This window comes from Streptomyces brevispora, from assembly GCF_007829885.1.
In the GTDB taxonomy this organism is placed as follows: domain Bacteria; phylum Actinomycetota; class Actinomycetes; order Streptomycetales; family Streptomycetaceae; genus Streptomyces; species Streptomyces brevispora.
In genome coordinates this window covers 2840155-2864673 of sequence record NZ_VIWW01000001.1, presented here as the reverse complement: position 1 = coordinate 2864673, position 24519 = coordinate 2840155, and the positions used below count along the sequence as shown (strand labels likewise).

Genomic DNA, 24519 nt, shown 5'->3' with positions numbered 1-24519 from the left:
CCTGTCCCCGCTGTGCAGCAAGGGACAGCACGGACGAGAGAAGGTGTTCATCCAGCGGGGCAGTCCCGGGAGGCCCGCTCACGATGCGGATAGGACCCGTCGGGCATGGTGCCGTTCAACCAACCGGCCAGCCACTCGGGCAGTGACTGCCCAAGGGGCGCCAGGGCGTGCTCCGTGCAGCAGAGGTGGGGATCCCAGTCCCACATCTGCCCGTCCGCCGTCTTGAAGTCGATCAGCGCCCACATGGCACAGCCGCGGTCCATCAACGGCACGAGCCCCGGCGGGAGACCGCGCTCGGGATCGGTGAAATCGCGGTAGGCCATCGCGAGGTCCTCGCAGTCACTGAACCAGTCACCCGTGTCCGTCAGGGACACGGCCCCCCACGGACCGAAGCCGCCGTTGGAGGCTTCGAGGTAGACCCTCTTCAGCAGCCGGGGCATCGGGTGCCCCACGGTCCGCTCGACTGCGGCCACATCCTCCGGCACGGCCGGGCGGGGAAGTTCCTCGTCCCTCGCGTGGGTGCGGGCAGCCGCTATGAGCTCGTCATCAGTCACCCGCAGATCCTCGATGGCTGTCCACGGTTTGTCGACGGCCGACGCCGACGGCCGACGTGTGACGAAGGCCGAGCTCTCGGCTTGGCGATCAGCACTGATGCAGGCCCGGCTGAAACCCCTGCCGACAGGCAGGCGACATCGGCCGCGATCCTCGTGACGGGGCGCAGAGAACTCCATGACCCCGGGAGCCGCGCCTGTCACCCCTTCCGGGCCCCATGGCTGACCTGGCAGGCCACCACGAACCGGGCGGCACGCGACTACGCCGAAGCCCTGGGGCTCCGATAGGCTGATCACCGAGAACGCTGACCCGTAAAGGGCAGAGCGTGACATAGAGGGAGCAGTCTGGTGTCGACCCGCAGGATATCCTCCGGTGTCTGGCTTGTCGTTCTGCTGGTTGCCGCCCTCGCCGCGATTTCCTTTCTGTCGGTACAGGCTTCCCGGAACAAGCCCGCGAAGATTGCCGCGAGTGCCGATTCCAAGCCGAGTCCGAAGCCTCGCCCTTCCACCACCAAGCCCAAGGTGTACAAGGTTCCCGATGACTCCGGGACCGGTCGGCGGGTCGTGTACTCGCTCTCCCTGAAAAGGGTCTGGCTGATCTCCGAGAGTGAGTCCACCGCCCGTACGTTCACGGTGTGGCCGGGCAACGTGCCCCCGGCGGTGGGGAAGTACCCGGTGGCCTTCCGCCGCGCGGAGGGCACGGGAAGTGACGGCGTACGGATTGAGCACGCGGTCTATTTCGGGGCGAAATCGGCCTTCTCCCACGCGGTCGACGGGGCCTCTCCCGCACCGGACAGCACGGTGATGACCGGCGCCATTCGTGAGAGTGTCGCGGACGGAAAAGCCTTGTGGGATTTCGCCACAAAGGGGACGTTCATTCACGTGGTCGGCTGAGTGCGGGCTGTTCCCGGGTTCAGGGCTTGAGGCTTTCGCGTTTTCGCGGGCGGTTTCCGCACGCTCGGTCGTCCTTCGCGCGCACGCCCTCGGAATTCTGTTCCGGGATGCCCTGGAAGGCCGTAGGTCCGCCGAGGGGAGTTGTCGCCCCTTGCCGGTCGCACACTCCGCGATGCCAGTCGCACACTCCGCGATCGGTCGCGTACTCCGCGATAAAGGTCCGTCCGCCGGGAACGGCAGCCCCTACTGCGCTGCCGCCGACGCCTCGGCCAGGCGCTCGAACGTCTCGTTGAGTACCGCCCGGCGTTCTTCCTTGTACGCGGGTTTCGGCCCCAGGCCGTCGATCGTCCGCTCCCACACCGCCAGGAACGTCCGATGCCAGGTCCGGATCACCTCGGGCGACGGCAGGGTCACGCCCACCCATCCCTGCCGGTCCAGCATGAGCAGCAGCTCCAGGTTGCAGGGGACGGTCACACCCCAGTACTCGTCCGGTTCGAGCTCCACCGGATCGCCGGCCATCGCCTCCGTCACTTCGGTCACCAGCCGGTCGGTCATTGCCGCGAGATGATCCGCCGCCGTGTCGCTGTCGAAGTTGCCCGCGCCCCACGTGCCCACTGTTCCGCCTCCGCGTTGTGCGTCGTTGTTTCCCTCCGTCATCACAGCAGAGGGCACTGACAGCGGGGGCCGGGCGGGCCGGGGTCCTTGCGGGGCCGCTGCTGACCGCTGTCCACCGCGTCGGTCGGCACGTAAGGGCGCAGCCGGTCACGGATTCAGGATTTCAGGACCAGGCGCCATGGAGGTCCTCGGGCGTGAGGGTGGGGACGCCGTCGGCGGTGCAGCCGCTGCGGGTGACGGCGAGCAAGGGGGTGGTGTCGTCGGCGCCTGGAAGCTGGGAGCGGTGGGTGATGAGGCGGGCGAGGTCGCGGTTGTCGAACGGCTTCTTCTCCAGCCACTTGACCGAACCCACGAGGGTGATCTTCTTGGCGATCGGCGCGCGGTCGGCGCCGATGATGTCGATCTCCGGGTTGTTGGTGCGGGTCCAGTAGCCGCCGATCGCGTGGGTGCCCGCGGGCAGATGTCCTTCGCCGTCCTGGCTCGCCGCGAGGAGCACCGGCCCGGTCAGCTGTCGTCGTCGCCCGTGCTCGCCGTGAAGTCCGTGCCGTCCGCGGTCGTGTCTCCGGAGCGGTCCGCGGCGGAGGGCCCGCCGACCGAGCGCAGGGTGAGCAGCGTGATCTCGCTCGGCGCGAAGACCCGGAAGGGCGGCCCCCAGAAGCCGGCGCCCCGGCTGGTGTAGAGCTGCGTCCGCTCGCCGTGTCGGCTCAGGCCGTGCACCACCGGCTGGTCGAGCCGGACGAGGAAGTTGAAGGGCCATATCTGGCCGCCGTGGGTGTGCCCGGAAACCTGCAGGTCGATGCCTGCCGCAGCGGCCTCTCGGACGTACTTGGGCTGGTGGGCGACGAGCAGGACCGGTCGGTCCGGATCCGCTCCCGCCAGCGCGCCGAGCAGGTTCGCGCGGTGCCCGGCCAGTCCGGAGGACTCCGCGGTCACGTCGTCCACGCCCGCGAGGACGAGGAGGTCCCCACCGCGCTCCACCACGACATTGCGGTTGTGCAGCGGCTCCCAGCCCAGTTCCGCCATGCGGTCCAGCCAGCCCTGGGCTTCCCCGAAGTACTCGTGGTTCCCCGTGACGTAGACCTTCGCCAGCCGTGAACGGATCGTCCCGAGCGGCGCGGACTGCTCCCGGCGCTGGGCGGGTGTGCCGTCGGCGATGTCGCCGGCGTGGATCACGATGTCCGCGTCGAGCGCGTTGACCGCCTCGGTGACCCGGGCCGACCAGTCGGCCCGGTCGATCGGCCCGAAGTGGGTGTCGGCCAGCACGACGACACGGGTCCCGTCCAGACCGCCGCCGAGCCGCGGGACGTGGACGTCCAGCCGCTTCACCCCCGGCACGCGCATGGCCTCGTGGTGCCCCCAGGCCAGCAGGCCGGCCGAGACCACGGCGACGGCCACAGCGATGATCCTGGCCCGGTCGGCGCCGCCGACGTCGAGCCCGATCAGGACGAGGTGCACCAGGCCGCCCAGCGCCGACCAGGTGAACAGCACCCAGATCACCCCGAGGGTGCTGTCCGCGACACGGGCCGCCCGGTCGGCCCGCCGGTGCCCGTGGCCCGCGGCCATCAGGAAGGGGAACGAGACCAGCCAGCAGGCGAAGACGACCGTGCCGGCCAGGAAGGCCGGGAACGGCCAGTCGACGCCGGAGGCGAACAGCGTCCACCAGGGCAGGAAGAACAGCATCACGAGCACGAGGAGGACTACGGCCCCGCCCAGGCGCCGACGCAGGGACCGGCGAGGGCTCGTGCTCGCGCCCTCGGGCCGGGCGACGGCCTCGACGCTCTCCGACTCCCTGCCGGGGGACCGGAGGTCCGACTCCGACCGGATGGATTCGCTGTCTGTCACTGCGCCGCCCCTCACCACACTCGCTGCATTCACTGTCCCACCGCCGGCCCCCATCATCCGGTACCCGGTGTCCCATGACGCACGATTCCCATGACCAGGGAACAGTCGCCGTGGTCACCCATGTCCACCGGGAACCGCTGTGCGTCGGCTGGACCTCAGTACGCTTGCCGAGCCGCTCTGCCTGGGCGGCGTCCTCTACCTCACGACACAGAGCGGATTCACGGGCTCGGTCGCCGCACCAGGCGCCCCGGTGCCCAAGGGTTAGTACCTCAGCAGCAGCGGTTCGCGGTCGGGGAGAGGTCTGGATAGCGAGGAGGGCCCTGGTCGCCTACAGGGGCCTTCGCTGCGGAGCGGGCGACGAGAACCGAACTCGCCCTCCGGGATGGGGAATCGGGGGTGCTTTACCTGTCGCCATGGTCTTGGCCCGCATGTCTGCCTGGAACGGGCGGGGTTGGCGAGAACTCTGGGACCGTACGTGACCGTTGCTGTCCGCTCCGGAGGACAGGTCCCGCAAGTCGATCAGGCCTCCGGCGAGTCCGCGGTGGGCCAGGGCGTCGCGGACCTCGGTGCTGACGACATCCTCGAGGGACAGCACGAGGCCGTGGGCCGAGGGGGGACTACGGCTGACCGACGGGTCCTGTACGACGCCTGGGGTACGTGGCCTACGGCAGCCGGCCCGACGCGGTACGTGGAGGCGCCGGAGGGTTCGCCGCGCAGGTACGAGACCATGTGCGCGCTGATGCGCAAGGACTTGTCTTAGGGGGACAACGTGGCCTTGGAGGTGTGGAGTTCGGTCCTCTCGCTTACGGGTGTCGCGCTCGGTGGCGGGCTGACGGCCCTCTCCCAGCGTGTCACGCAGCGGTCCGCGGAGCGGGCCGAGGAACGTCGCCTGAGGGCGGCCACCGGCGAGGCGCGCCGGGCCGAACAGTTGCAGGCGATCAAGGAATTCATCGCATGCGCCCAGGAGGCCGAACGAGCGGCTTACGGCCGCCCTGATTCATGGGGCGATGACGACGACTGGAGGGCATCGGCCGGCGCCGCCATGACCACACTCTGGGTCGCTGAACGGCACCTCGTGCTGCTCTGTCGTCCGAACCTGCACGCCTCTGTCCACGCGTATGGTCGCGCGCTCAACCAAGCGGTGTGGCGCGAGATCGGCGACACCGAGGTCAACGAACACTTGGAGGAGCACAAGGCCGCCTTCATGAGCGCAGCCCGCGCAAGCCTGTCCGCCCCGTCAGGTCAGACGCCACGAGCTCCGAGCCGACGGTGATCCCCACAGGGCTCGTCGTACTCGTCGGACCGCCGGCCTCGGGCAAGACCGCCTTCCTCCGTGAACTGGTCGCCCAGGGGAGTCTCGACCCGGAAGCCGTTGTCTCCAGTGACGAAATCCGTGCGGAGTTCCACGAGGGCGAGGCGGTGGACGCCGCCTCCGACACGGTTGATGCGCGAGTTTTCGACGAGCGTGACCGTCGGATCACCGCCAGACTCGCTGCGGGCCGCATCGCGGTCGCCGAATCGACGAACGTCACGCCCCAGGCACGCACACGCCTGGTGGCCATCGCTGAACGATTCGGTGCACCGGTCACCGTGCTGCGCTTCCCCCAGGACGAGGCGGACCTTCTCCGACAGAACGAGGAACGGGAGAGGAACGACGTCTCCGCTGCGGACGTCAGTGCTTACGCCGCCATCATGAGGCGGGAGCGAACCGTGCCCGGCTGCGCGTGGAAGGCGCTGCCCTCGTGTGCGACGTCCCGGGGCGGGGGCAAGGGGCACACCTGCGGAAGCCGCCCGGCGATTCACGTTCTGCCCGCGTTGAGCTGCCCTGCCGCTGGGTCGGGTCATTCTCATGGGGCGGGTGACGAGAATCGAACTCATCAGGAAACAGCCGGTGATGCGGCCGGTCATCAGTGCTCCTTGAGCAGAGCACTGTGAGCGGCATGGGATCTCTCCCACCGGCTTCTCTCTCGAAACTGGCAGAGACTGCTGTCGGCCTCCGTGATCGCAGAACTCCGCATGGCAAATCGAGGCCGCCGATATGTCGCTTAGATCGGAAAGCCACCCGATTTCCACTTCGCTAGAAGTTATCACTCTGTGGGCCCAGTTCGGTGTTTTGTCCTTTGTGTGAACGCAGGGCACTTGAATGCGGAAGTTGCTTGCCTTGTCCCTGGCTCGCGCGGTCCTTGCGTGGGAAATTCGACCGACTGTATCTCGGTGACTGACGTCGTCACTGAAAACGGTTCAGAAATGTGACGGCACCTCCTGGGCGTCGCCACATTTCTCTACGGGTGCGGTGCTTCTTGAGTGATACGGGGGGAGTTGGCCGCTGCCCATCCAAGGTGAATTACTCGCAGGGTTGGCCGGTGTCGCCGTGGGTGCGAGAGGTTGCGTAATGGGAAGTGGTTGATCATTTTCGTGGTAGAGTCTTAATGAATTCACAGGACGCCGCGATTAAAAGGGGAATGGCGTGAATACCGAGAAGGTTACGGCTCGACGTCTTACGGCCGAAGAGGTTTCAGGCTTGGGCCTCCAGGACGCTATCTTCGTCTCGGCAGGGATGGGCGTCCTTCCTCTCGACTGCTACGCCCCGGCTTTCCTTACGGAACCGGGCAAGAATTTCGAGGGAGGATCCTTCGCTGCGAGGACAGTTTTCGGTGAGGAGATTCACGTCCTCCCGGACAATGCCGAAGAGGGTGGGATCTGGATCGCTGACAAGGCGGGAGAGGAAATCGAGGTTCTCCAGAGTGCCGGTGTCCTCCTGAACCTCGCTCTCTTCGTGCCCAGCGGGAACAAGGAATCCCTGGATTCGCTCTACGCCGCCGCGCGGGACGCGTTCGGCGCGGGGGTCGTTCAGCGCTGGAGCGAGGAAGTCGTCGCGGTACCGGACGTCAAGGTCGACCTCTACGAGGAGCCGGCCCGGGCGCGGAAGAACACGAACGGGCAGAACCGCGACCGCCGCGCCCTGGACATCTACCCGACCCGGGTGCGGTTCCTGGAGCCCAGCGAGGGCTGGAAGTTCGTTGCCGAACTGCACAAGGAGATCGTCGACGACACGCCGACGATCTGACCTGAGGGCAGCCTGGAGGCCACACCGGAGGCACAAGCCCGCTCCCGCTCCCGGTGACGGATGGGGAAAGGCGTAGCAGCCCGTTGGTCAAGCGGCTGTTGTCAGCAGTTCGGTCAGACGCTCGGCTGGTTGCCTCCAGCCGAGCGTTCTGCGTGGGCGGGAGTTGGATTCCGCAGCGACAGCGTCCAGGTGGTCGTGGCTGACCGCAGGACTCCAGGCGGCAAAGAAGCCCCGGCCGTTGGCCCGGGGCTTCTTCATGGAGCGGGTGACGAGAATCGAACTCGCGCTCTGCCGTTGATGTCGTACACGCGCCATGTACGGTCCAACTTCCCTTCGAACGCCCTGACATGCTGCTGCGGCTATTCGATGCGGGAGTCCGAGAAGCTTGCGCTGCTTTCGCGTTCCGACTTGTAGCCCTCGTCCCACCCGCGCCGGTGGGCCGGCCTCGGCTGGTCATACGTAGCAGTTCTCTCGGTTGCCCCTACTGCGTGGCGTCGCAGTCCTTGCAGCGGCTCGCGGCCGCCCGCTCGGTGTTGCCCTGCGTGGCACAGAGCGGGTAGGAGGGGGTGAGCCGGCGCCATGCTCCCGACGATGGGGTGAGCACCCAGCCGTAAAGGGGCGGCCGGATGTCGGCCGGGACGATGTGCGTACAGCCGGGAAGGTGAGCCTTGCCGCTGGCGTGGATGATGATCGCAGTCGCCGGCCACTCGTCCCATTCGCCGGTGGACGCACTGCCGCGAGGTGCGCGCGGAGAGCAGTCCGCGCAATGGTGCATTTCATGGCGTTCGCAGTACTGCATGATCCTCACCCTGTCAGGTTTCGAGTCGATGCTCGGTGCGAACGAGCCGGCTTCGTCCCCAAGGCGCGGAGTCATGCCCGAACGGCTTGATCCCGCGGTCTCAGATCCTCCCGGAGGGCACCTCGGTGCGGGCCCGGCACCACCATCAGCGACGCACAGTCGCATCCCCGCTTGCTGACACCGCGCCCGCTTCCTGGGCGTGCAGTTCCTGACCTGCTGCTATGGCTTGGTCGGGAGCCTGCTGCGCGGCCCCTGGCGCACCGGTGTTGACCGCTGGTCACCGCTGTTCACCGCTCCGAAGGGCACGGCCGGGGCAGGGGTCGACGGGGGTGCGTACGGCAGCCACTTCTGTGGGCCGTCCGTGGGTACGGGAGCCCGCAGCCGCTTGTGCCTGCCGCTGGATCACCCGCACCACGCTGAATAGTCATCAGGGTCAAGGCGTACGGGCGCGGCTCAGCGGCACCGAGAGGAACGACCTATGGACAGTGCAGGACAGCCGCATCGGAGGACATTGCTTGCCGGCGGTCTCGTGGTTGCCGCAGGCGCGCTGACGGCGTGCTCGTCGGCGAGCGCCTCCCTGGGGCCGACGGCCGCCCCCACCACGGCAGCCCCGACGACGACGGAAGTGCCGCCGACGACGCCGGGGGCGGCCTTCCGGAGGCTGGTGGACGGCAACAAGCGTTGGGTGAGCGGAGACCTCCGGCATCCCGACCGGGATCCGAACCGGCGCCAGCTCGTAGCCCAGAAGCAGGAGCCTTTCGGGGTGGTCCTCTCGTGCATCGACTCCCGTGTGCCGCCCGAACTCCTCTTCGATACCGGGCTGGGTGACCTCTACGTCATGCGCACGGGCGGGCAGGTTGTCGGCCCGGTGGTCGTTGGCTCCGTGGAGTACGGGCCCATGACGAGCGGCACCCCGCTGATCGTGGTGCTTGGGCATCAGCGTTGCGGTGCCGTCAAAGCGGCGTACGAGTCCATCCGTGACGGCGAACCGCTGCCCGGCAACCTGGAGGCGATCGCCAAGGCCCTGCGGCCCGCGTACGAGCAGGCAGTCAGGGAAGGCGGTGCCGACCCGGTCGAGACCATGGCCCGCGCCCAGGTCAAGCTGACCGCGGCCGACCTCCGCTCCAACCAGGACCTCGCCCCTCTCGTGAAGAAGGGTGCCCTTGCCGTGGTCGGCGCCTACTACTCGCTCGACACCGGACAGGTGGAAGTCCTGACGGGCAGGCCTCCTGCCCCGGTCGGATGACCGGGGCAGGAGGGCCCTCGGTGCGATCCCGGTCACTGAGGACGGTGGAACCCGCCCCGTGGTCCTCTGCCGCCGTTGACGTCAGGCGTTGACGTCAGGCGTTGACGTCAGGCGTTGACGTCAGGCGTTGACGTCAGGCGTGGATGTCAGACGGACCGAGGCACGATGTTCACCGCGCGGTAGTCGTACCCGTCCTGTTTGTAGCCGGGGGCTTCCCACGTGAGGTCCACTGGTTGTCCCGGCGACAGCGTGTGGAAGCCCCTCGCTTGGATGTCGGAGTAGTGGCCGAAACAGCCGCCGGGAGTCTCGGGGCAGTCGAGCACGCCCCACCCTTCCTCGTCGTTCCACTCACGGACCGTCGCAGTCACCATGGGCGGCACCCTACGGGCTTCATCCGCGTCGGCCTACTTGGTGCCTCGGCCTGGGAAGGTTGACTACTTTGGCCCCGGTTTTTGTTGTACTGACCTGCGACTGAGCGGCGTCGACGGCCGGGGCCGCACACATGGTCGGTCCCCCGCTGTTCCCCGTGAGGCCCCTGCACGATCCGGTGCGGCTCTGGCACGAACTCTTCGTCCCGAAACAACTCGGGTGGGCGCTCTAACTGCAGCCCCACGAACGTCGGCCTGCACGGGGGCCGGCGCGGCAGTGTTCTTGGGGGACGGCGGGATCGCCTGGGAGGCCGCGCCGCGCGGCCCCTCGTGCGACGGCACAACCCCCGCTCCCGAGCGGCGCGCGGCCCTCTGGGTCGAGACGGCCCGTGCGGACAGCCGGCAGAGCCGGCCCGTCGACGGATACCGGGACCTCCGCGTCGCCGAGAGCTGCGCGGCACCGGACATCCGGCGCCCGGCCATCCAGGGGCTGATCGCGGACATGGCCGCTCGCGATCGTCGTCGTACGCTGCCTCAACTGCACCTGTTCAGACGTCAACTGGGAGTTCCCGCGTGAGTGAGCAGTCCGACCAGCAGACCAAGAAGCCGTTTCTGTACGTCGTCGTGTGTGGGTCGGGCATCGCCGGAGATGTCGGCCGGCTGGTCGCGGTGGCGCAGGACACCGGATGGAACGTGGGCGTCGTCGCCACGCCTCAGGGCCTGCGGTTCATCGACGCGGAAGCCGTCGAAGCCCAGACCGGGTACCCGATCCGTTCGGCCTGGCGTTCTCCTGGCGACCCTCGTCCGCTTCCGGCTCCGGACGCGATCGCCGTCGCCCCGGCCACGTTCAACACGATCAACAAGTGGGCGGCCGGTATCTCGGACACCCTGGCCCTGGGCATCCTCTGCGAGTCGTACGGCCTCGGCACTCCCACCGCCGCCCTGCCGTACGTGAACTCCGCCCAGGCCGCCCACCCCGCGTACGCCGAGAGCCTGCGGAAGCTGCACGCGATGGGCATCCTGATCGGCTCCTACGAACCCCACCACCCCAAGGCCGACGGTGGCGCGGAACGCTTCCACTGGGAGGAAGCGCTCGATCTGCTCACCCTCAGGGTGGCAGCCCAGGCGTGATCATCTCCGCCGAGGCCGAGGCCGAGGCCGAGGCGTGGCGGTGGGCGTGGCCGATGCCGCAGGCAGTGGGGGAGCCGCAGGGCGTGGAACGGTGCTGCGTGCCTGTGCCGTGAGAGCCCGCCGGCTCGGTGCGGGCCGCTGCGAGAGCCGCTTTACGCGCCAGGCCAGGGTGCGTGCTGGGGAACGGGCGTCGTCCAGGGCGTGTTCGTCCACGGCGAGTTGCAACAGGTGCCGGGGTCGTGGCCGGCCGCTTCCGCGTCGGTCATGGCAGTGGTGAGCGCATCGGCAGCGGGGCCGGGGAGGACTTGGTCGGCTCGGTCGTCCGGCCGGCCGAGGAGGTGGGGGATGCGCTCCGTGGCCACCGTGGCCTGATGTCACGGGTGCGGCCTGAGACACCCCCGGGGTCGTGCTCGTCGGGCTCGGGGCGGGCATCGCCCCGCGGCTCCTTCTGGACGGGGCCTTCGTGCGAGGTGGGGCACGAGGTGGCCACCGCAGCCGCCGAGAGGTCCAGACGGCGAGCAAGGCCCTGGTCTCCGGCCAGGGCCGTCATCATGGAGCGGGTGACGAGAATCGAACTCGCGCTCTGAGCTTGGGAATCAACGGTTCTTGGGTCGCAGAAGAGGCTCTGAACTGCACTTTTGCGTCGGCCGGCGGGGATAGCCACGGTCTATGGAAGCCGCACCTGACCGCTGTTGTCCGCTCCGCTGGGCCCGGATGGGGCACGAGGGCCGACAGCGCAACGAACCCTGCCTGGATAGGTGCTCGGGGTGGGCCAGTCAGAGAGGGATGATGCGTACTTGTTTGCCGCAGAGCTTGGTCATGTCGTCGCTGTCGGACGTCAGGAGGGCGACCGGTTTCGGCTGGCGCAGGGCGACCTCGGCGACCGTGGCGTCGATGGCGTACTTGTGCCCGTGCAGTCCGGCGCCTTTGAGGAGCTCCGCTGCTGCTTTCGCAGCTTGTTCGGTGACCGGCTCCACCTTGATGCGGGACAGCGTCCAGTTCAGGCGGGGCATGTCGGCGCGGGAGTGGGTGACTTCAACGATGGTGTTCGCCCCGATCACCAGGTCGGCGCCCATGTCGTGGAAGACCTGCAGCATCGCGAGGAACTTGCGGTCCTGCGCGATCCAGGCGGAGAGCCCTTCCGAGTCCAGAGCGACGGTCTCAATGCGCTCGCTCACGCGGCGTCCGCGTCCTTGGAGGCACCGCCGCTGCCGAAGATCTTCGCGCGGGCCTCGGAGAGCTCCTCGTCGCTGAAGGGCCCGTGCTCCGCCTCATGGCGGCGGAGGTCGTCGCCCAGAAGCTGGTGCCGGATCTGGCGGGCCACGGCTTCCGCCACGTAGCCGGAGACGTTGTCCGTGAGCTTGCGGAGCTCCGCCACCTGGTCGCTGGGGAGCGTGACGGTGATGCGAGTCGTGGAGGGCACGCAGCAAGCATATCGAAGTATGCGCGGGATGGCCCGGAGATCCAGCCTGCCGGCCTTGGACCTCCGGGAGAAACAGAAAGGCCCCGGTCGTCGACCAGGGCCTTGATTCAAAGAGCGGGTGACGAGAATCGAACTCGCGCTCTGAGCTTGGGAATCAACGGTGCTTAGATTGGCGCAGTCGCCCTGACCTGCATGTTTACCCGGTCCAGATGAGGTCGGCGTGGTCTATGGGCGCCGTGCTTGACCGCTGTTGTCCGCTACGAAGGGCACGGATGGGGCACGACGGCCGAGAGGCGATCAGTCCCTCTCGCGAACCGCGGCCTGTCGCGTAGTGGGCATGCGGTCAGGCCATCAGTCCTCGTGCGGGGATCCGAGCTCGTGAAGTCGTTCCCCGATGTCGTCGGCCCAAGTCTGTGCCCCCTGACGCAGCCCGGCGATCGCCTCCTCGTCGAGTCCGCAGGCGGCGAACTCCGTATCGTCGCCGGAGCCTCCTAAATTCACCCGGTGCGACTCGTGACGGATGGTGCTCCAGGCCGAGCCACCTTCGCGGGCTCGTCGTGCGGGAGCATGCTCATTTGGTCGATTAGCGGCACAACGGCAGAGTAGAGGTCGTCTCCTGCGGGGTTCGGCACTCCGGCATGACGCTCCGCTACCGCGTACCCGGCCCCGGACAACAAGTCCGCGAGCTGCAGTGACGGATGCTCCACAGACTTCCCTCGCCGGAGATGGCCCAGATGCAAGCCGCGGGACAGGTAGCGGAACTCCGGATGCCCGCGGTCGCGTATATCCGTCTCGATGTCATCGAGGTTCACATCGGTCAGAGCCCTCTGGTCATCGACCAACATGTTCACCCTGCCTAGCTTCCGCGACCAGATTTCGGTGACCGCACGGACGGTCGGGATGAGCGGCTCGAGTGCTTGCGGGAGCGTGCCATTGGGCTCGAAGGCGTCTCGGACGTACTCCGTTGCTTCCTGTCTGGTGGTGCGTAGCAGGGCCAGCGTATCGGTGACGTTGCGTCGGTGAGAGCGGGTCCACGCTTGCTCGATGACGTCGAAGAAGTCGTCGGGCGTCACCCGCTGGTCCCGGTTCTTCTGGGAGGTGAAGGCCACGGTCGATGCCAGCAGGCGGTCGAAGAGTGGCGCCCCCAAAGCGCGCGGCCCCTCGGTGAACAGGCTGCGGGCCATCTTCCGAGCCTGGCCTGAGCCACGGATGTCACGGCCCTGCTTGTAGAGCTTCTCCTCGACGAACAGGTCGATCAGTTTGGCAACGACGAAGTAGTGCTTGTCGATGAGATAGACCGAGGCCCGGCCATGCAGAGCACCGCCCGGCGCCAGCAGGCCGGAGAGAATCGGACGGCGCGGGCCATTTTTCGAGCCGGCGAACGCTCCGGAGAACTTCAGCTCCGGAGCCTGCAAGCGAGTGGCCTTGCGGATCTCTTCCACGATGGACTCGGCATCGGCGTCGCTGATGGCTACCGATCCGACCGAGAGGTAACGGCTGCGCGGCGCTCCGTGCAGCTGATCACCATCCCAGCCCGATTCGTCCGCAGCCACCCACCGCCCGTATTCGCCTGCATCAGCGGTGGGGTCGATCTGGTTGCGGCGGGCGTACCTTGGCCCCCGCAGGCCGGTGCCTGGGTTAGGTTGGCGATCATATTCATTCATACGGCGAATAGTGCGGCACGCCACTTCTCACCGGCAAGGTGCAAGCAACGCTCAGGCCGGGATGCTCGGAGTCGAAGTGCCGCCGGCGCTTCAGGCCGCTGCGCACGGTTCGTGCGCTCCGCCATGACTCTCAACTTCCCTGCTGTCACGGAATTCAGGCGGAGGGGGACTTAATTCCCTCTGGCGAGTACTGAACATCTACAATATTGACGTCACCTACCCATTCTTTGAGAGTCTCCAAAGCGCTGCAGGAAAGCTGAGTTGTAAACAGGAGGACGAGATCTTTTTGAGCGCGCGAGCATGCTACATAGAACAGGTTGCGCGATCTTTCGAAGCGCCTCCTGCCCTGCGCACTCAATGAATCCCGCTGAGAGAAATTAGCCAACATGTCCGGAAAGTTGTACTGGGTCCAGCCGCCACCAAAAACGGCTAGGACGCGCGGATACTCGGCTCCCTTGACACCGTGCTGGGTGGAAAAAGGCGTGTTCTCTTCGACATAATCGCGCAGCGCGAGAACCTCGCGATAGTTGACGCCTCTGAACTTTCCGTAGCTCGCTAGGCGACGAGGTTCAGTAATTTCTTGTCCATCCTCGAGGTCTCGTAGGGCAAGTTCCCACTTGCGGTGCCTGTTGGTAACTGATTGCGGGAGAGAGAAATATTTCTGTTGAAGGAGAATATCCAAGACATCTCCGACGGTTCCCTTCGCTCTAGCAGCATTGATCGTTTTGAAGAGATCCGTCCAGCCGGTCTTATCGCTACGTTGTACCATGCGAGGTCTGGAGCGTTTCAAGAGATCGAACATGGGGCCGTATTGCTTGCTATTGAAATAGTCGCAACAGGGTTCGACGACATCCAGCAGAAATGCCACGACGTCATCGTTCTTCCGTACGAAATCCTCGTTGCGACTAAAGGACCGATCGATATTGATGAAACCTAGCTCGGAGGCAATCGAGGAGTGAGTCAGCATCAGCACCTTGGGGTGCCCATCGGCGTCCCAACTCTTCTGCCGACTCAGCCGATCCTCTGTAACCCAGCGAAGTGTTTCCTTAAGGACGTCGTCCGGGATTTGCCCCTTCTTTGAGTGGGTGCCTCGTGACCCAGTCCAGCTATTTGTGTGATATACGGTTACGGATCCAGGCTCGGCATCGCTCACCGCCGCCTGGGGCAACTCCGGGCGCATGTGGTTGAGGACGTCGACGACGGATTGACTCGATCGCCAGTTCGCACGCTTCTGAATTAACGTTACAGGTAGATGATCAATCGATCCACAGGTCTTATCGTAAATCTGCTGCCAATGATCGCCGAAGAATCCGTAGGAGGATCCGAACGAGGAGAGCGCATGCTCTCCAATCATGACCTCGGCCAATCCCGAGGGAGTGTCCTGATATTCATCCACAAGAATGATGGGAAACCTGTCGGATACCAGGTCCCGAAACTTTTGGTTATCGAAAAGGCGTATAGCGAGGGCAGGAATATCATCGTGATGCAGTCGAACAGTATTCTCGTGTATTCCTCGGAATCCAAGGTCGTAGGAGATGTCACACACCTCCAGGCTGGTCTGTCCCTCTAAGATTCTATCCCAGCCGGACAAATGTGGGATTTCGCGCAGCAGTGACTTTCTGAAAGGAGAGATGATTTCCCAGAGGAATCCGTGGATGGTTTCGGCGAAGATGTGAGGGCTACCATCGGTGCGACGAATTATCTCGTTCCGGGCAACGTTTGTGTATGTAATGCAGGCCACGCGCTGTCCCTGGCGCGGAAGAAACCGGCGTCGATTTGTCAAAATGTGTCGGAGGGTTTCGACTAGGGAGTGGGTTTTCCCCGCCCCGGCTCCGGCCTCCAACTTGAAGTTGCGCCTGTCACTCAATGCCGCAAGGATGCTCTGCAGCGTTTCCTTGCTCTCCTCCTCGGCCGTCGTGACGCTGACACCCATCTGACTCATCGGACCGCCACCTGACCGACCGAAGGAACCTCGCCGAGGAATGCCGTCTCCTCATCGTTTTCCGGTGCGGGCGCTTGATCGAGTAGCCATTCGAGACCACGCTGGATGTAGCGTGGTACCTTCCAATCTTTCTGTTCAATGGCGAAGGTTAGAGCGAAGTCGCTTTTTTTGTACTTCCTCGCCTCTTCTCGAGCGTCCAGTTCGATCTGGGGAGTGGGTTTACCATCGGCGCTCGACAGGTTAAATTTTGTCGGGTTAGCCAAAATGAAGGCGTCTTCGAACGTGCGCCCACACGGACCGTCGATGGTGGTTTCGGGGATCTGATAGGCAAGGCCGCGCATGCCGATGACTGGAATACTGTGCTCGGCGTTCTTGAGCAGATCGGCAGGGGATAGTGCGGAATCTTCGAACCATTTTTTAATGGCTTGATTAGTTGTCGCTGTTCCCTCATGGACGCAGCAAGCCTCCAGGCGCTGTGAGCTGGATCCTACCTTCGCCGGATCCATGTCAGTGATGACGAGCGTCTGCAAACCGAGGAAATCAAGGAACGGATAGAAGATGTGCGCGTGTGCGCCGCCTACCTCCATAATGCTCACGTATTGACTCGAAAGACTAATGCTTCCATTCTTCTGTCTGGCGTCGTCGAAGTCGGCAATCGCAGCAGGAATAAAAATGCGTTCGGTCGTTCCTTCGATGAGGATTGCCTTGTCAGCGAAGAAAAGGTCAGCGCGAGTGAGCGTCAGGTACTTGTGCAGGAAGTCCTTATCAACTCCCGGAGCCTCTGCTAGATTGAGGATTGTTGAGCTGCTTGCCTCGTGCACATCTTCACTCTCACTCAAGCGAAAATACCTAATGGCAGGGAATCCGGCTCTATTGGCAATGTGCGCAGAGTGCGTCGTTACTAGGAACTGGGCGTTCCAGCTCTGATCTTCCCCATCCGCAGTCGGAAACTTATTCTTGAAGACGCCCAATTGATGAATGAAGATTTCTTGCATCTGCGGATGGAGGTGCGCCTCAGGTTCCTCGATAAACACCAAATGTACGGACGATTTGCTACCCCGAGCCGAGTACTCCCGATAGTAACTGAAGAGTGTTAGGAGGATCATCAAAAGGTTGCGCGACCCGAGCCCGCTGTAAGACTCGGGGAGCTCCACGCCGGCCGAACCGGGATACTTGATGCTGGTGAAGTTTGACAGAAGACGCTTGGGGTCGAGAGTGGTCCGCGTTGAAAAGTTTTTATTTCCCAAGCCTGGATAGCCGAATTCAGAGACAGTCGGTGCCATCCTGCTGTACATCTCCTGCAAGTGAGTGTTCAGCTTTTCGACGATCTCTTCCAAGGCGTTTTCGGTACTATCTGCGAAATCCTTCAGGATGGATCCATCGTCGGCCTTGGCGGCTACCATAAATAGCGATTCAAGGATCTTGCCGATCTGGTCCTTTGGGCGTTCCTTTTCGTCATCGAGACCTCGCTGTGCCTTTACGAAATCGACCTTGATGGCACGGGCGACGTTTGTCATCGAAATGTCGCGAAAATTGGTCATGTCGGTCGGGTCGATGGCAATCGCTGTGCGCTCGTAGAGGTGTGGAATCCGTGGGCCGACGAGGGATAGTAGTAGGGATTCGCCCCATTCTCCTGTCAGTGTCTTTGGTGCATCACGGAAGAAGTCCTTCATCGCTCCAGGCTTGAGTGCGTAGCGGATAGCGATAATGGCTTGAGTGCAATCTGGGTCAAGGTCGACGATGAGAGGACCCAGGTCTCCGTATTCGCCCGCACTGTTGTCGTATGCCAGGAAGACTTTTGTAGAAATTTCGGGTAGCAGCGTCCTGGCCTCGGCCTCGTCGCCTTTAGAGAACCTTCGATACGCTTCAGCGAACTCTACGTATGATTCTGCGGAGAAGTCCTCTAGGCGTAGGCTAATTTCACCGGGGCGCAAAAACCTGCTGAGCACCTCGGCGAGGGAAGTCTTCCCTGTATTGTTTCTGCCCACGCATACAGTAACGTCCTCATCGAAAGTCACGCTCACCTCCCGTAGTAGGCGAAAATTTTTGACTTCCACCCTGGTTACGGCTGGTGGCCGCTCGTGCTGCTGAGGCTGTGCTGGCTGCCCTACGCTCACCGATCGCTCCTGACGTGCACATGCTTCCGTCCGCGGTCGCACGTGTTCGCACGTGGTGAAGCCGTGGGCGCAGAGAAAGGCTGTAAGCAGATAACTTGCGTTACCGATGGGGCAGTTTGTCACGGTGGGCGATGTGCGACTGGCTCTTTGCCACAAGACGTGGGATCGAGGTGCGAACTATGGCGCGCGGCGGCCACTTAGCCTTCGCGGGGTTGGCCGTCCGGCCATGGAGGGAGTAGCCAGCCATTAACCCGATCAGGCGTGCAGCCGGCGGATGGGCCTGCAGCGGGGCGGAGACAGGAGCGCAGGCCGGGGGCGTTTCGCCGCACGGGCTGTACCGCCGCGCGGCGGGTGCCTTGACGCAGTAAATAGATCGTGCTCGGAGCGGGGCTTGACACACCTATCCACGCGATGGGGGCCCTAAGTACGGCCGCCGACCGCACCTCATGGGGCGCGGCCGGCGGTGCGTTCAGCGGGCGTCAGACTGCGCCAGCAGCCTCGCGCCCGCTACGCGTCCTGCGGTGGAGGATCAAGTCGAAGGTGGTGCGGGCGCCGGTGGGGTCGATGTAGTGCATGGCCAGGAGGGCGGCGATGACGGCGCCGACGAGATCGTTCTGGACCTCGGACCAAGCATGGTTGTCACCGCAGGTCGTGAGGCCCTTCAGGCCGTGGAGGGCGTGCATGGCCTCGCCGGCCTCCTCGGCGACCTTGCCGACCTGGAGGGCCTTGAGCTCCTCGTCGGGGAGATGGGCGCCTGCCGCTCGGCAGACTGCGGAGAGCTTCTCGATGTTGTCCCACAGGGTGTCCACGCGGACCTCCGGGTCGATGGGTTCGGCTATTCCTGTGCGGGTCGTCCGAGCTGGCGTACGGTCCATCCGGCCATGCGCCAGGCGTCGGCGTCGATGAGGTTGCGGAGGTCGACGAGGACCGGGGCCGCGACCAGTGGGGAGAGGGCCTTGGGGTCGGCCTCTCCGAAGTGGGGCCACTCGGTGGCCAGGACGATCAGTTGGGCGCCCTGGACGGAGTCGTCGAGGGCTTCGGCGTAGTCGAGCTCCGGGTGCCGGCGCAGTGCCGTGGGCACGGCGTATGGGTCGTGGACGGTGACGGTGGCGCCGCGCTGGTGCATGAGGGCGGCGATCGCCAGGGCCGGGGATTCGCGGACGTCGTCGGTCCCGGCCTTGAAGGAAGCGCCCCAGACGGTGATGCGCACGCCGTCGACGGGGCGGCCGAGCGTCTGCTCGATGAGCCTCAGCGCGGCGGTGGGTCGGGATTCGTTGACCTCCTCCGCCGCGCGCAGCATGGTCGCTGCCTCGGCGGCGCCGAGGGTGCGGGCGGAGGCGGTGAAGGCGCGGACGTCCTTCGGGAGGCAGCCGCCTCCGTAGCCGGGTCCGGCGTTGAGGCCGCCGCGGCCGATACGGGGGTCGAGGCCGATGGCCTCGGTGAGCTGCTGGACGTCGGCTCCGGCAGCGGTACACATGTCGGCGACACCGTTGATGAACGAGATCTTCATGCCGAGGTAGGCGTTGGCGGCGCCCTTGATGAGTTCGGCGGTGGCGGGGTCGGTGACGAACAGCGGGATCCCGCTCGCCAGGAGAGGTGCGTAGACCTGGCGTACGGCGTCCTCTGCGCGGGCCGAGGGGACGCCTACGACGATTCGGTCGGGGCGCAGGGTGTCGTCGATGGCGTGGCCCTCACGAAGGAACTCGGGGTTCCAGACGACCTCTACGTCCTCACCGGCCGGGGAGAGGCGCGCGAGAAGTACGCCGAGGTCGCGGGAGGTGCCGACGGTGACTGTGGACTTGCCGACGATGACGGTCGGGCGGGTCAGGTGCGGTGCGAGGGCGCGGGCGGCGCCGAAGACCTGGCCGGTGTCGTAGCTCCGTCCGTCAGCGTCGATGGGCGTGCCCACGGCGAGGAAGTGGATGTCGGCGAACTCGGCGGCTTCGGCGAGGCTGGTGGTGAACCGCAGTTGCCCGGAGGCGGTGTGGGCTGCGAGGAGTTCCGGGAGACCTTCCTCGTAGATGGGGCACTCGCCGGCGTTGAGGCGGTCGATCTTCGCCTGGTCCAGGTCCACGCCGAGGACCTCATGGCCGATCTCGGCCATGGCAGCGGCGTGGGGGATGCCCAGGTGACCGCAGCCGATGACGGATACGCGCATGGGGTCGACGCTCCTTTCCTTGCCTCTCGCCCGCCCGGTGAGTCCGGGCCGGCCGGGTGCGTCACGCTAGCGTCACCACCCGGCGCGGCCCTCTTCGTGCAGGTAAATCAACCAGCGGGCTGCTTCAGGAGATTGACCAGTGCGGGCAACGCCTCAGCGGCGGTAGCCCGGCACACCAAGTCACCGTCCTGGGGCCCCTCCAGCGGGTACGGCATGAACTGGCCGTCGTGCCAGAAGCCCTCCGGGTCCAGGTAGACGATCTGCATGCCGCGAGCACGGGCGCGAGCCTGGACCTTGCGTCGGTCGGCGTGCAAGCCGACGACGAGGAGTGCCTTGGCGCCGTCGACCCACTCGACGTCGGGTACGGCTTGGTCGTAGCGGCGCATGAAGCACTCGTCGAGCCCGGCCCGCGCGGCGAGCACGTCGAAGTTGTTGGTGATGACCGGACCGACGAGGTGCCCGGCGTCCTTCAGTTCCCTCAGCGCCCACATGGCTGGGGTCGGCTCGGCCAGGAAGCAGGCACGGAACATCTCCACGAATTCCGCCGTCTTCTCCTCCGGCTCCGTCAGCACCTCATGGAGGAGTGTGTCCGCTGTCGGGGAGAGGGTGAAGCGGTGCTCCCGCGGCTCGTGACCCTGGCGGTCGGTGACCCGGTAGATCTCGTGGAGCCGGTGCAGGGGCGGGATGCCCGCCTCGACCGACGTACCGCATCCGATCTCCACCTGGAACGGTCGCAGGTTCGCGAAGACGGATAGGTCCGGCACGCGGGTCGGCGTGCCGGGGCGGTCTTTGAACCGGATTCCGGTGGAGAGCACGTTCCACGGCAGTTGCCGGACAGCGGGCGGCGGTGCGTAGGACACAGAGGCGATCTGCACGTCCAGGCTCCGGTAGCCGGCTGGGAGGGTGCGGCCCGCAGAGGAGTCCTGGGGGTGGACCTCGTGCTCGGTGATCCGGCACTTCAGATCCCGGCGGGTCCATAAGAATCCACCAGGAGCCTCCTTCCAGCCGCCAGCGGCGAGCGAATCCCACAGGGCGTCGTGGTGCGCGGCGACCTCGTCGGCCGGGGCGGACGCGGAGTGATAGAGGTACAGGTCGGTCAAGCCGATGGCCGGCGCAGCCGTGGTGGGCACCAGTCCGTACCGGTAGCGGTAGTGGATGATCCGCCGCCGTGCGTCGTCGGAGGCCGCCCAGCCGGACTGGTCGGCGGTGGCCTTCTCCTGGGTGCGGCGCCAGATGCCTTCCTCGATGTAGCGGGGGCGGTCGGCGTCGCCGAAGTACGTCTTCCAGACCTGCTGCTGGTCGGGGACGAGCTGGTCGATGACGATGTACGGGATGTCCATGATCCCTCCCTGGGGAATCACGCGTGGATGTTCCAGATGGCTGACGAGGTGCAGGCCGTCCCGCTCCGGGCAGCCGAAGCCGCGCTGAGCGGGACGGTTCTTCAGCGCCGCTCGAAGAGAGAGCAGCGCGGGCGGCTCCGGCGGCTGAGCGCGGGCAGACGGCGGCGGTGCCGGGAGCGGCCTCAGCGGTCGGAGGGCAGGCTCGCGTCCGGTGCGGCGGCGGAGGGCCGGTGGCCAGCTCCTTCAAGGAGCGGGCCGGCGTGCTCATGCAGTGCCCAGGCCGGTCCGACCAGGCCGGCGACGGCCAGGAACGTGAGCGCGATTCGACCTCCGTGGTCGGCCCGTGCGGTTGTGGACGCGGCGATTCGGGCATGGCGGCGCCGTGCCCCGGTCACGAGGTGCCGCCGAGGGCGCGTTCGTGTGCATCCAAGAGACGGCTGGTCTGCGCGTACAACCGCTCCAGCTCCGCCGTGGTGAGGATGAGGGCGCCATTGAGGGTCGAGCCGTCATCGAAGTGGAACTCGACGGGAACCGACCCTTGCCGGGCCCTCGGGTCGTAGACCGCGTCCCGGCCGGCCAGCAGCGTGGCGTGGGTGGCCTTCACCGGCACGGGCCTGAGCGTCGTCCCGTCGGCGGGCGCGGACCACTGGGTCCCGCCCCCGGGAGGGCGCAGGTGGTAGGTCGTGGCGGAGCCCTCACCAGGGAGGGCGACCACGACCCCCACACGATCCTCGCGGGCGCTGTCGGTGGCGAGGTCGCCGAGCCGGGGAACGAAGGGAGCTGCGGTACCTAATCCGGCTACCTGGGATGGGAGGTGGGGAGAACGTCGTGGCGTCATGCCCTGAAGTTAGGGACCGGCCAACCCTCGAATATGAGCCGGAGGAATACGACCTCTATCCGTCCAGGTGAAAGCGGTCGGACATGCGCCGCAGCTTCTCCCGCGTGGCTGATCGTTCCGCGTAGACGATGCTGCGAAGCGTCGAACGGGCGATGGGGTGGTTCCGTACGAGCTGGGGTGCGATCCGCTCGGCTGTCTCCAACTCGGCCAGGGCCTTGCCTCGGTTCCCGTCCCACAGCCAGGCGCGCGCGACATCCATGTGGTGGTGTCCCTGACGGGAGTTGGGCAGCGAACCCACCAGTCCCGGGCTGGTACGGCGGTTTATCTCCAGCGCCTTGCCCTGCTTGCCCATCTCCAGGGCCACGCTGATCGCGTGGATCTGCACGTTCCCGGCGGAGAACGTCAGCGAATGCCGGTCGTACACCGGTGCCCCGACGTACGCGTCCATGCGCTCGGCAGCAGCCTTCGCGTGCCCGATACGGTCCTCGGCCTCCGAGGCGCGGCCGGCTCGGGCGGCGGAGACCGCAGCCCGTAGCTGCAGTGTGCCCCAGGCCCGCACGGCCAGCGGCTCGCCACGGTCGTACTCCTGCTCCACCGAGGTGATGGCCTTGTCCGAGAGCGTCAGAGCGTCGGCCCAGTCAGCCGTTGCCCACATGTCCCAGACCCTCATCCAGCCGGCGACGGCGGGCAGCACCGGATCTCCCGACAACCTGGCTGACCAGGCGGCCCGCTCGCAGGCCATGGCGACCAGTTCGGGGTGCCCGAGGGAGTGGGCGGCGGTGTGTGCGAACTTGCAGCACACGGCGTAGATGGCATACGCCTCCTCCCGCTCGTGCCCCTCCGACTCCTCAGCCAGGGCGCGCGCCTCGCGGAACAAGTCCGGGAGAACGCGAAGAATCGCCACGTTGGAAGCGGTGTCCCGCAAGCGGTGTAGCCGGGTCACCTCACGCCACAGCTGTGATGCGGGCCGCGGAGCCCCGTCGAAGACGGGGACGAGGTCGTAGCGGCGCAGCTCGCGCAGGATCGACGAGGCGGCAACCTGCCACTGGTTGTCGTCGGGGGAGCTGCTGTACGGGCGTCCGATCAGGTCGTTCGGATGGATGTGCAGTTCCGCTGCCACCTGGTTGAGCAGCCCGACCCGGTCCAGCTCGATCAGGCCACGTTCCATCTTCGACACCCAGCCCTGTGACTTCCCCAGGGCCGTCGCCAGGTCGGCCTGCGGTATGCCCAACCGCAGCCTCGCCCTGCGGACGCGCTTGCCGATCTCCTCGGCTTCCTCCAGCATCAGGACACCTCCCGGCCGCCGGACGATCCGGCGCGATCGCCGTTCTGTCCGTACAGAGTTCGTCTCCAGCACGGTACCCATGACGCGGCTTGCGCGTGCGTCGAGCTGTCGGGTGAGAGTTGGCGGGCGCACGGCCCGGTTCTCTCTCGTGGGCCTGTGCCGGTTTCGACCTGGTCGAGTCGCTGTTCACGCACTCCGGCCTGCAGGTGCGACGGTTCACCCGCTGGTGCCCCGCCCGCCCTGAGGGGTGACGCATCCACCATTGATGCGGGTCGGGAGGGCTGTTATGGCACGCGAATGGCAGGGGCTCTGAAAATGGTCTAGACAACAAACAAGGCCCTGGTCTCCGACCAGGGCCTTCATCATGGAGCGGGTGACGAGAATCGAACTCGCGCTCTGAGCTTGGGAATCAACGGTTCTTGGGTTGGTAGAGGCCCTCTGAACTGGGGTTTCGCGGTGGGCAAGTGGATGGCCCCCGGTCTCTGAAAGCCCTATCTGACCGCTGTTGTCCGCTCTGCTGGGCACGGATGGGGCACGAGGGTTGGCAGTGCGGCGAGTCTCGCGAGACGCGTGCTCCGGGTGGTCCGGGGGCAGAGAGGGATGCGTGCTTGGTTGCCGCAGAGCTTGGCTATTTCGTCGTTGGCGGAGGTCAGGAGGGCGACGGGTTTCGGTTGGTGCGGTGCGACTTCGGCGACGGTGGCGCACTTGTGCCCGTGCACCCCCGCGCCTTTGAGGAGCTCCGCTGCCGCTTTCGCCGCTTGTTCGGTGACCGATTCCACCTTGACGCAGGACAGGGCCTGCCCGGCTGGGGAGCCGTACGGCCCCGGCATCAGTGTCATGCACCGTTGTCGGTGACGGGTGGCATGCTCGCGGCCATGAGTCTGAACATTTCGCTTTCGGCGAGGTGGCGTCGGCGTGCGCTGCGCTGGGGCGACGAGGCGGTAGCTGAACTTCGTTCTGACCTCGATCGGCTGGGCTATGGATGGTGGCCCATTCCACCGCGAATCAGGATTGCTCTACGGCATGCGTCCGCAGCGGAAGCCCCGTGGTTCATATTCATGCTTGCTGTGAGCACGCTCGCTTACGTTGTGGTCGGGTACTTCGTGATCGTGCTGGTCTTCTACCGCGATCAGGACCCGCATTGACGCTGGTTAGTGGCCTGGGCAATCTCGGTCGCGTTGCTCATGAAGCTGTGTCTGAAGACGAGAGGCGCGAGGGTTCCATTCGTCCGTAACCAGC

Annotated in this window: 24 protein-coding genes and 1 pseudogene; 8 read left to right on the top strand and 17 right to left on the bottom strand. The window is 65.8% G+C overall.

The window, feature by feature from the left end:
- Nucleotides 1-47: 47 nt before the first annotated feature.
- Nucleotides 48-554: an SMI1/KNR4 family protein gene (locus tag FHX80_RS13205; RefSeq protein ID WP_145764370.1), complete on the bottom strand. Its 507-nt coding sequence runs from the start codon at nt 552-554 to the stop codon at nt 48-50.
- Nucleotides 555-899: 345 nt separating this feature from the next.
- Between FHX80_RS13205 and FHX80_RS13200 the strand changes: the two genes are divergently transcribed.
- Nucleotides 900-1445 (top strand): hypothetical protein, encoded by a 546-nt coding sequence (locus FHX80_RS13200; RefSeq protein ID WP_208764647.1) that lies wholly within the window; start codon nt 900-902, stop codon nt 1443-1445.
- A gap of 243 nt (nt 1446-1688) precedes the next feature.
- Here FHX80_RS13200 and FHX80_RS13195 read toward each other — a convergent pair whose 3' ends face one another.
- The 3 genes from FHX80_RS13195 to FHX80_RS13185 form a co-directional block, all read right to left on the bottom strand.
- A complete protein-coding gene (locus tag FHX80_RS13195; protein ID WP_145767269.1) occupies nt 1689-2060 on the bottom strand; it encodes a DUF4259 domain-containing protein in 372 nt (123 codons plus the stop codon).
- A gap of 163 nt (nt 2061-2223) precedes the next feature.
- Nucleotides 2224-2556: a DUF234 domain-containing protein gene (locus tag FHX80_RS13190; protein WP_145764369.1), complete on the bottom strand. Its 333-nt coding sequence runs from the start codon at nt 2554-2556 to the stop codon at nt 2224-2226.
- A gap of 8 nt (nt 2557-2564) precedes the next feature.
- Complete coding sequence (locus tag FHX80_RS13185) at nt 2565-3902, bottom strand: metallophosphoesterase (protein WP_425281684.1); 1338 nt, start codon at nt 3900-3902, stop codon at nt 2565-2567.
- Nucleotides 3903-4671: 769 nt separating this feature from the next.
- Here FHX80_RS13185 and FHX80_RS13180 point away from each other — a divergent pair.
- The 3 genes from FHX80_RS13180 to FHX80_RS13170 all read left to right on the top strand — a co-directional run bounded on the left by FHX80_RS13180 (nt 4672) and on the right by FHX80_RS13170 (nt 6969).
- Nucleotides 4672-5175: a hypothetical protein gene (locus tag FHX80_RS13180; protein ID WP_145764367.1), complete on the top strand. Its 504-nt coding sequence runs from the start codon at nt 4672-4674 to the stop codon at nt 5173-5175.
- Nucleotides 5172-5837, top strand: a complete 666-nt coding sequence (locus FHX80_RS13175) for an ATP-binding protein (protein ID WP_244318246.1) — start codon at nt 5172-5174, stop codon at nt 5835-5837. The genes FHX80_RS13180 and FHX80_RS13175 overlap by 4 nt, the downstream gene beginning before the upstream one ends.
- 532 nt (nt 5838-6369) lie before the next feature.
- Complete coding sequence (locus FHX80_RS13170; protein WP_145764366.1) at nt 6370-6969, top strand: hypothetical protein; 600 nt, start codon at nt 6370-6372, stop codon at nt 6967-6969.
- Between the two features lie 481 nt (nt 6970-7450).
- Here the strand turns inward: FHX80_RS13170 and FHX80_RS13160 are convergent, their stop codons facing one another.
- A complete protein-coding gene (locus FHX80_RS13160; RefSeq protein WP_145764365.1) occupies nt 7451-7768 on the bottom strand; it encodes a hypothetical protein in 318 nt (105 codons plus the stop codon).
- A 478-nt stretch (nt 7769-8246) separates the two neighbouring features.
- Here FHX80_RS13160 and FHX80_RS13155 point away from each other — a divergent pair, with 478 nt between their 5' ends.
- A complete protein-coding gene (locus FHX80_RS13155; RefSeq protein ID WP_244318245.1) occupies nt 8247-9014 on the top strand; it encodes a carbonic anhydrase in 768 nt (255 codons plus the stop codon).
- A 146-nt stretch (nt 9015-9160) separates the two neighbouring features.
- On the opposite strand, the gene FHX80_RS13150 is transcribed toward FHX80_RS13155, so the two are convergent.
- Nucleotides 9161-9385 carry a cold-shock protein gene (locus tag FHX80_RS13150; RefSeq protein WP_145764364.1) on the bottom strand — a complete coding sequence of 75 codons (225 nt, stop codon included), beginning with the start codon at nt 9383-9385 and terminating at the stop codon, nt 9161-9163.
- Between the two features lie 274 nt (nt 9386-9659).
- Between FHX80_RS13150 and FHX80_RS13145 the strand changes: the two genes are divergently transcribed.
- Nucleotides 9660-9959 (top strand): hypothetical protein, encoded by a 300-nt coding sequence (locus FHX80_RS13145; protein ID WP_208764646.1) that lies wholly within the window; start codon nt 9660-9662, stop codon nt 9957-9959.
- Nucleotides 9956-10513: a flavoprotein gene (locus FHX80_RS13140; protein ID WP_145764363.1), complete on the top strand. Its 558-nt coding sequence runs from the start codon at nt 9956-9958 to the stop codon at nt 10511-10513. Before FHX80_RS13145 ends, FHX80_RS13140 begins: the two co-directional genes overlap by 4 nt.
- Nucleotides 10514-11289: 776 nt before the next feature.
- Here the strand turns inward: FHX80_RS13140 and FHX80_RS13130 are convergent.
- The 11 genes and pseudogenes from FHX80_RS13130 to FHX80_RS35650 all read right to left on the bottom strand — a co-directional run.
- Nucleotides 11290-11691, bottom strand: coding sequence for a DNA-binding protein (locus tag FHX80_RS13130; RefSeq protein WP_145764362.1), 402 nt, complete (start codon nt 11689-11691; stop codon nt 11290-11292).
- On the bottom strand, nt 11688-11936 hold the full coding sequence (locus FHX80_RS13125) for a type II toxin-antitoxin system CcdA family antitoxin (RefSeq protein ID WP_145764361.1): 249 nt from the start codon (nt 11934-11936) through the stop codon (nt 11688-11690). Before FHX80_RS13125 ends, FHX80_RS13130 begins: the two co-directional genes overlap by 4 nt.
- A 497-nt stretch (nt 11937-12433) precedes the next feature.
- The gene (locus tag FHX80_RS13120; RefSeq protein ID WP_145764360.1) at nt 12434-13600 is read right to left on the bottom strand and encodes a hypothetical protein; all 1167 of its coding nucleotides are present in this window, start codon (nt 13598-13600) and stop codon (nt 12434-12436) included.
- A gap of 154 nt (nt 13601-13754) precedes the next feature.
- Nucleotides 13755-15533, bottom strand: coding sequence for a UvrD-helicase domain-containing protein (locus FHX80_RS13115; RefSeq protein WP_167523525.1), 1779 nt, complete (start codon nt 15531-15533; stop codon nt 13755-13757).
- 5 nt (nt 15534-15538) lie between these two features.
- Entirely contained in the window at nt 15539-17599 is a 2061-nt protein-coding gene (locus tag FHX80_RS13110) for an ATP-dependent nuclease (RefSeq protein ID WP_280118778.1), read from the bottom strand.
- A gap of 539 nt (nt 17600-18138) precedes the next feature.
- Entirely contained in the window at nt 18139-18468 is a 330-nt protein-coding gene (locus FHX80_RS13105) for a MazG-like family protein (protein WP_145764357.1), read from the bottom strand.
- A 26-nt stretch (nt 18469-18494) separates the two neighbouring features.
- A complete protein-coding gene (locus FHX80_RS13100) occupies nt 18495-19817 on the bottom strand; it encodes a UDP-glucose dehydrogenase family protein (RefSeq protein ID WP_145764356.1) in 1323 nt (440 codons plus the stop codon).
- Nucleotides 19818-19924: 107 nt separating this feature from the next.
- Nucleotides 19925-21157, bottom strand: a complete 1233-nt coding sequence (locus FHX80_RS13095) for an SIR2 family protein (protein ID WP_145764355.1) — start codon at nt 21155-21157, stop codon at nt 19925-19927.
- A gap of 391 nt (nt 21158-21548) precedes the next feature.
- On the bottom strand, nt 21549-21872 hold the full coding sequence (locus FHX80_RS13085) for a hypothetical protein (RefSeq protein WP_244167327.1): 324 nt from the start codon (nt 21870-21872) through the stop codon (nt 21549-21551).
- 178 nt (nt 21873-22050) lie between these two features.
- The gene (locus tag FHX80_RS13080; protein ID WP_145764353.1) at nt 22051-23280 is read right to left on the bottom strand and encodes a helix-turn-helix domain-containing protein; all 1230 of its coding nucleotides are present in this window, start codon (nt 23278-23280) and stop codon (nt 22051-22053) included.
- Nucleotides 23281-23879: 599 nt separating this feature from the next.
- Nucleotides 23880-24077 (bottom strand): annotated as a pseudogene (locus FHX80_RS35650) (DNA-binding protein); the annotation flags it as partial.
- 78 nt (nt 24078-24155) lie between these two features.
- Here FHX80_RS35650 and FHX80_RS13070 point away from each other — a divergent pair.
- Nucleotides 24156-24425, top strand: a complete 270-nt coding sequence (locus FHX80_RS13070; protein ID WP_145764352.1) for a hypothetical protein — start codon at nt 24156-24158, stop codon at nt 24423-24425.
- Nucleotides 24426-24519: the final 94 nt, after the last annotated feature.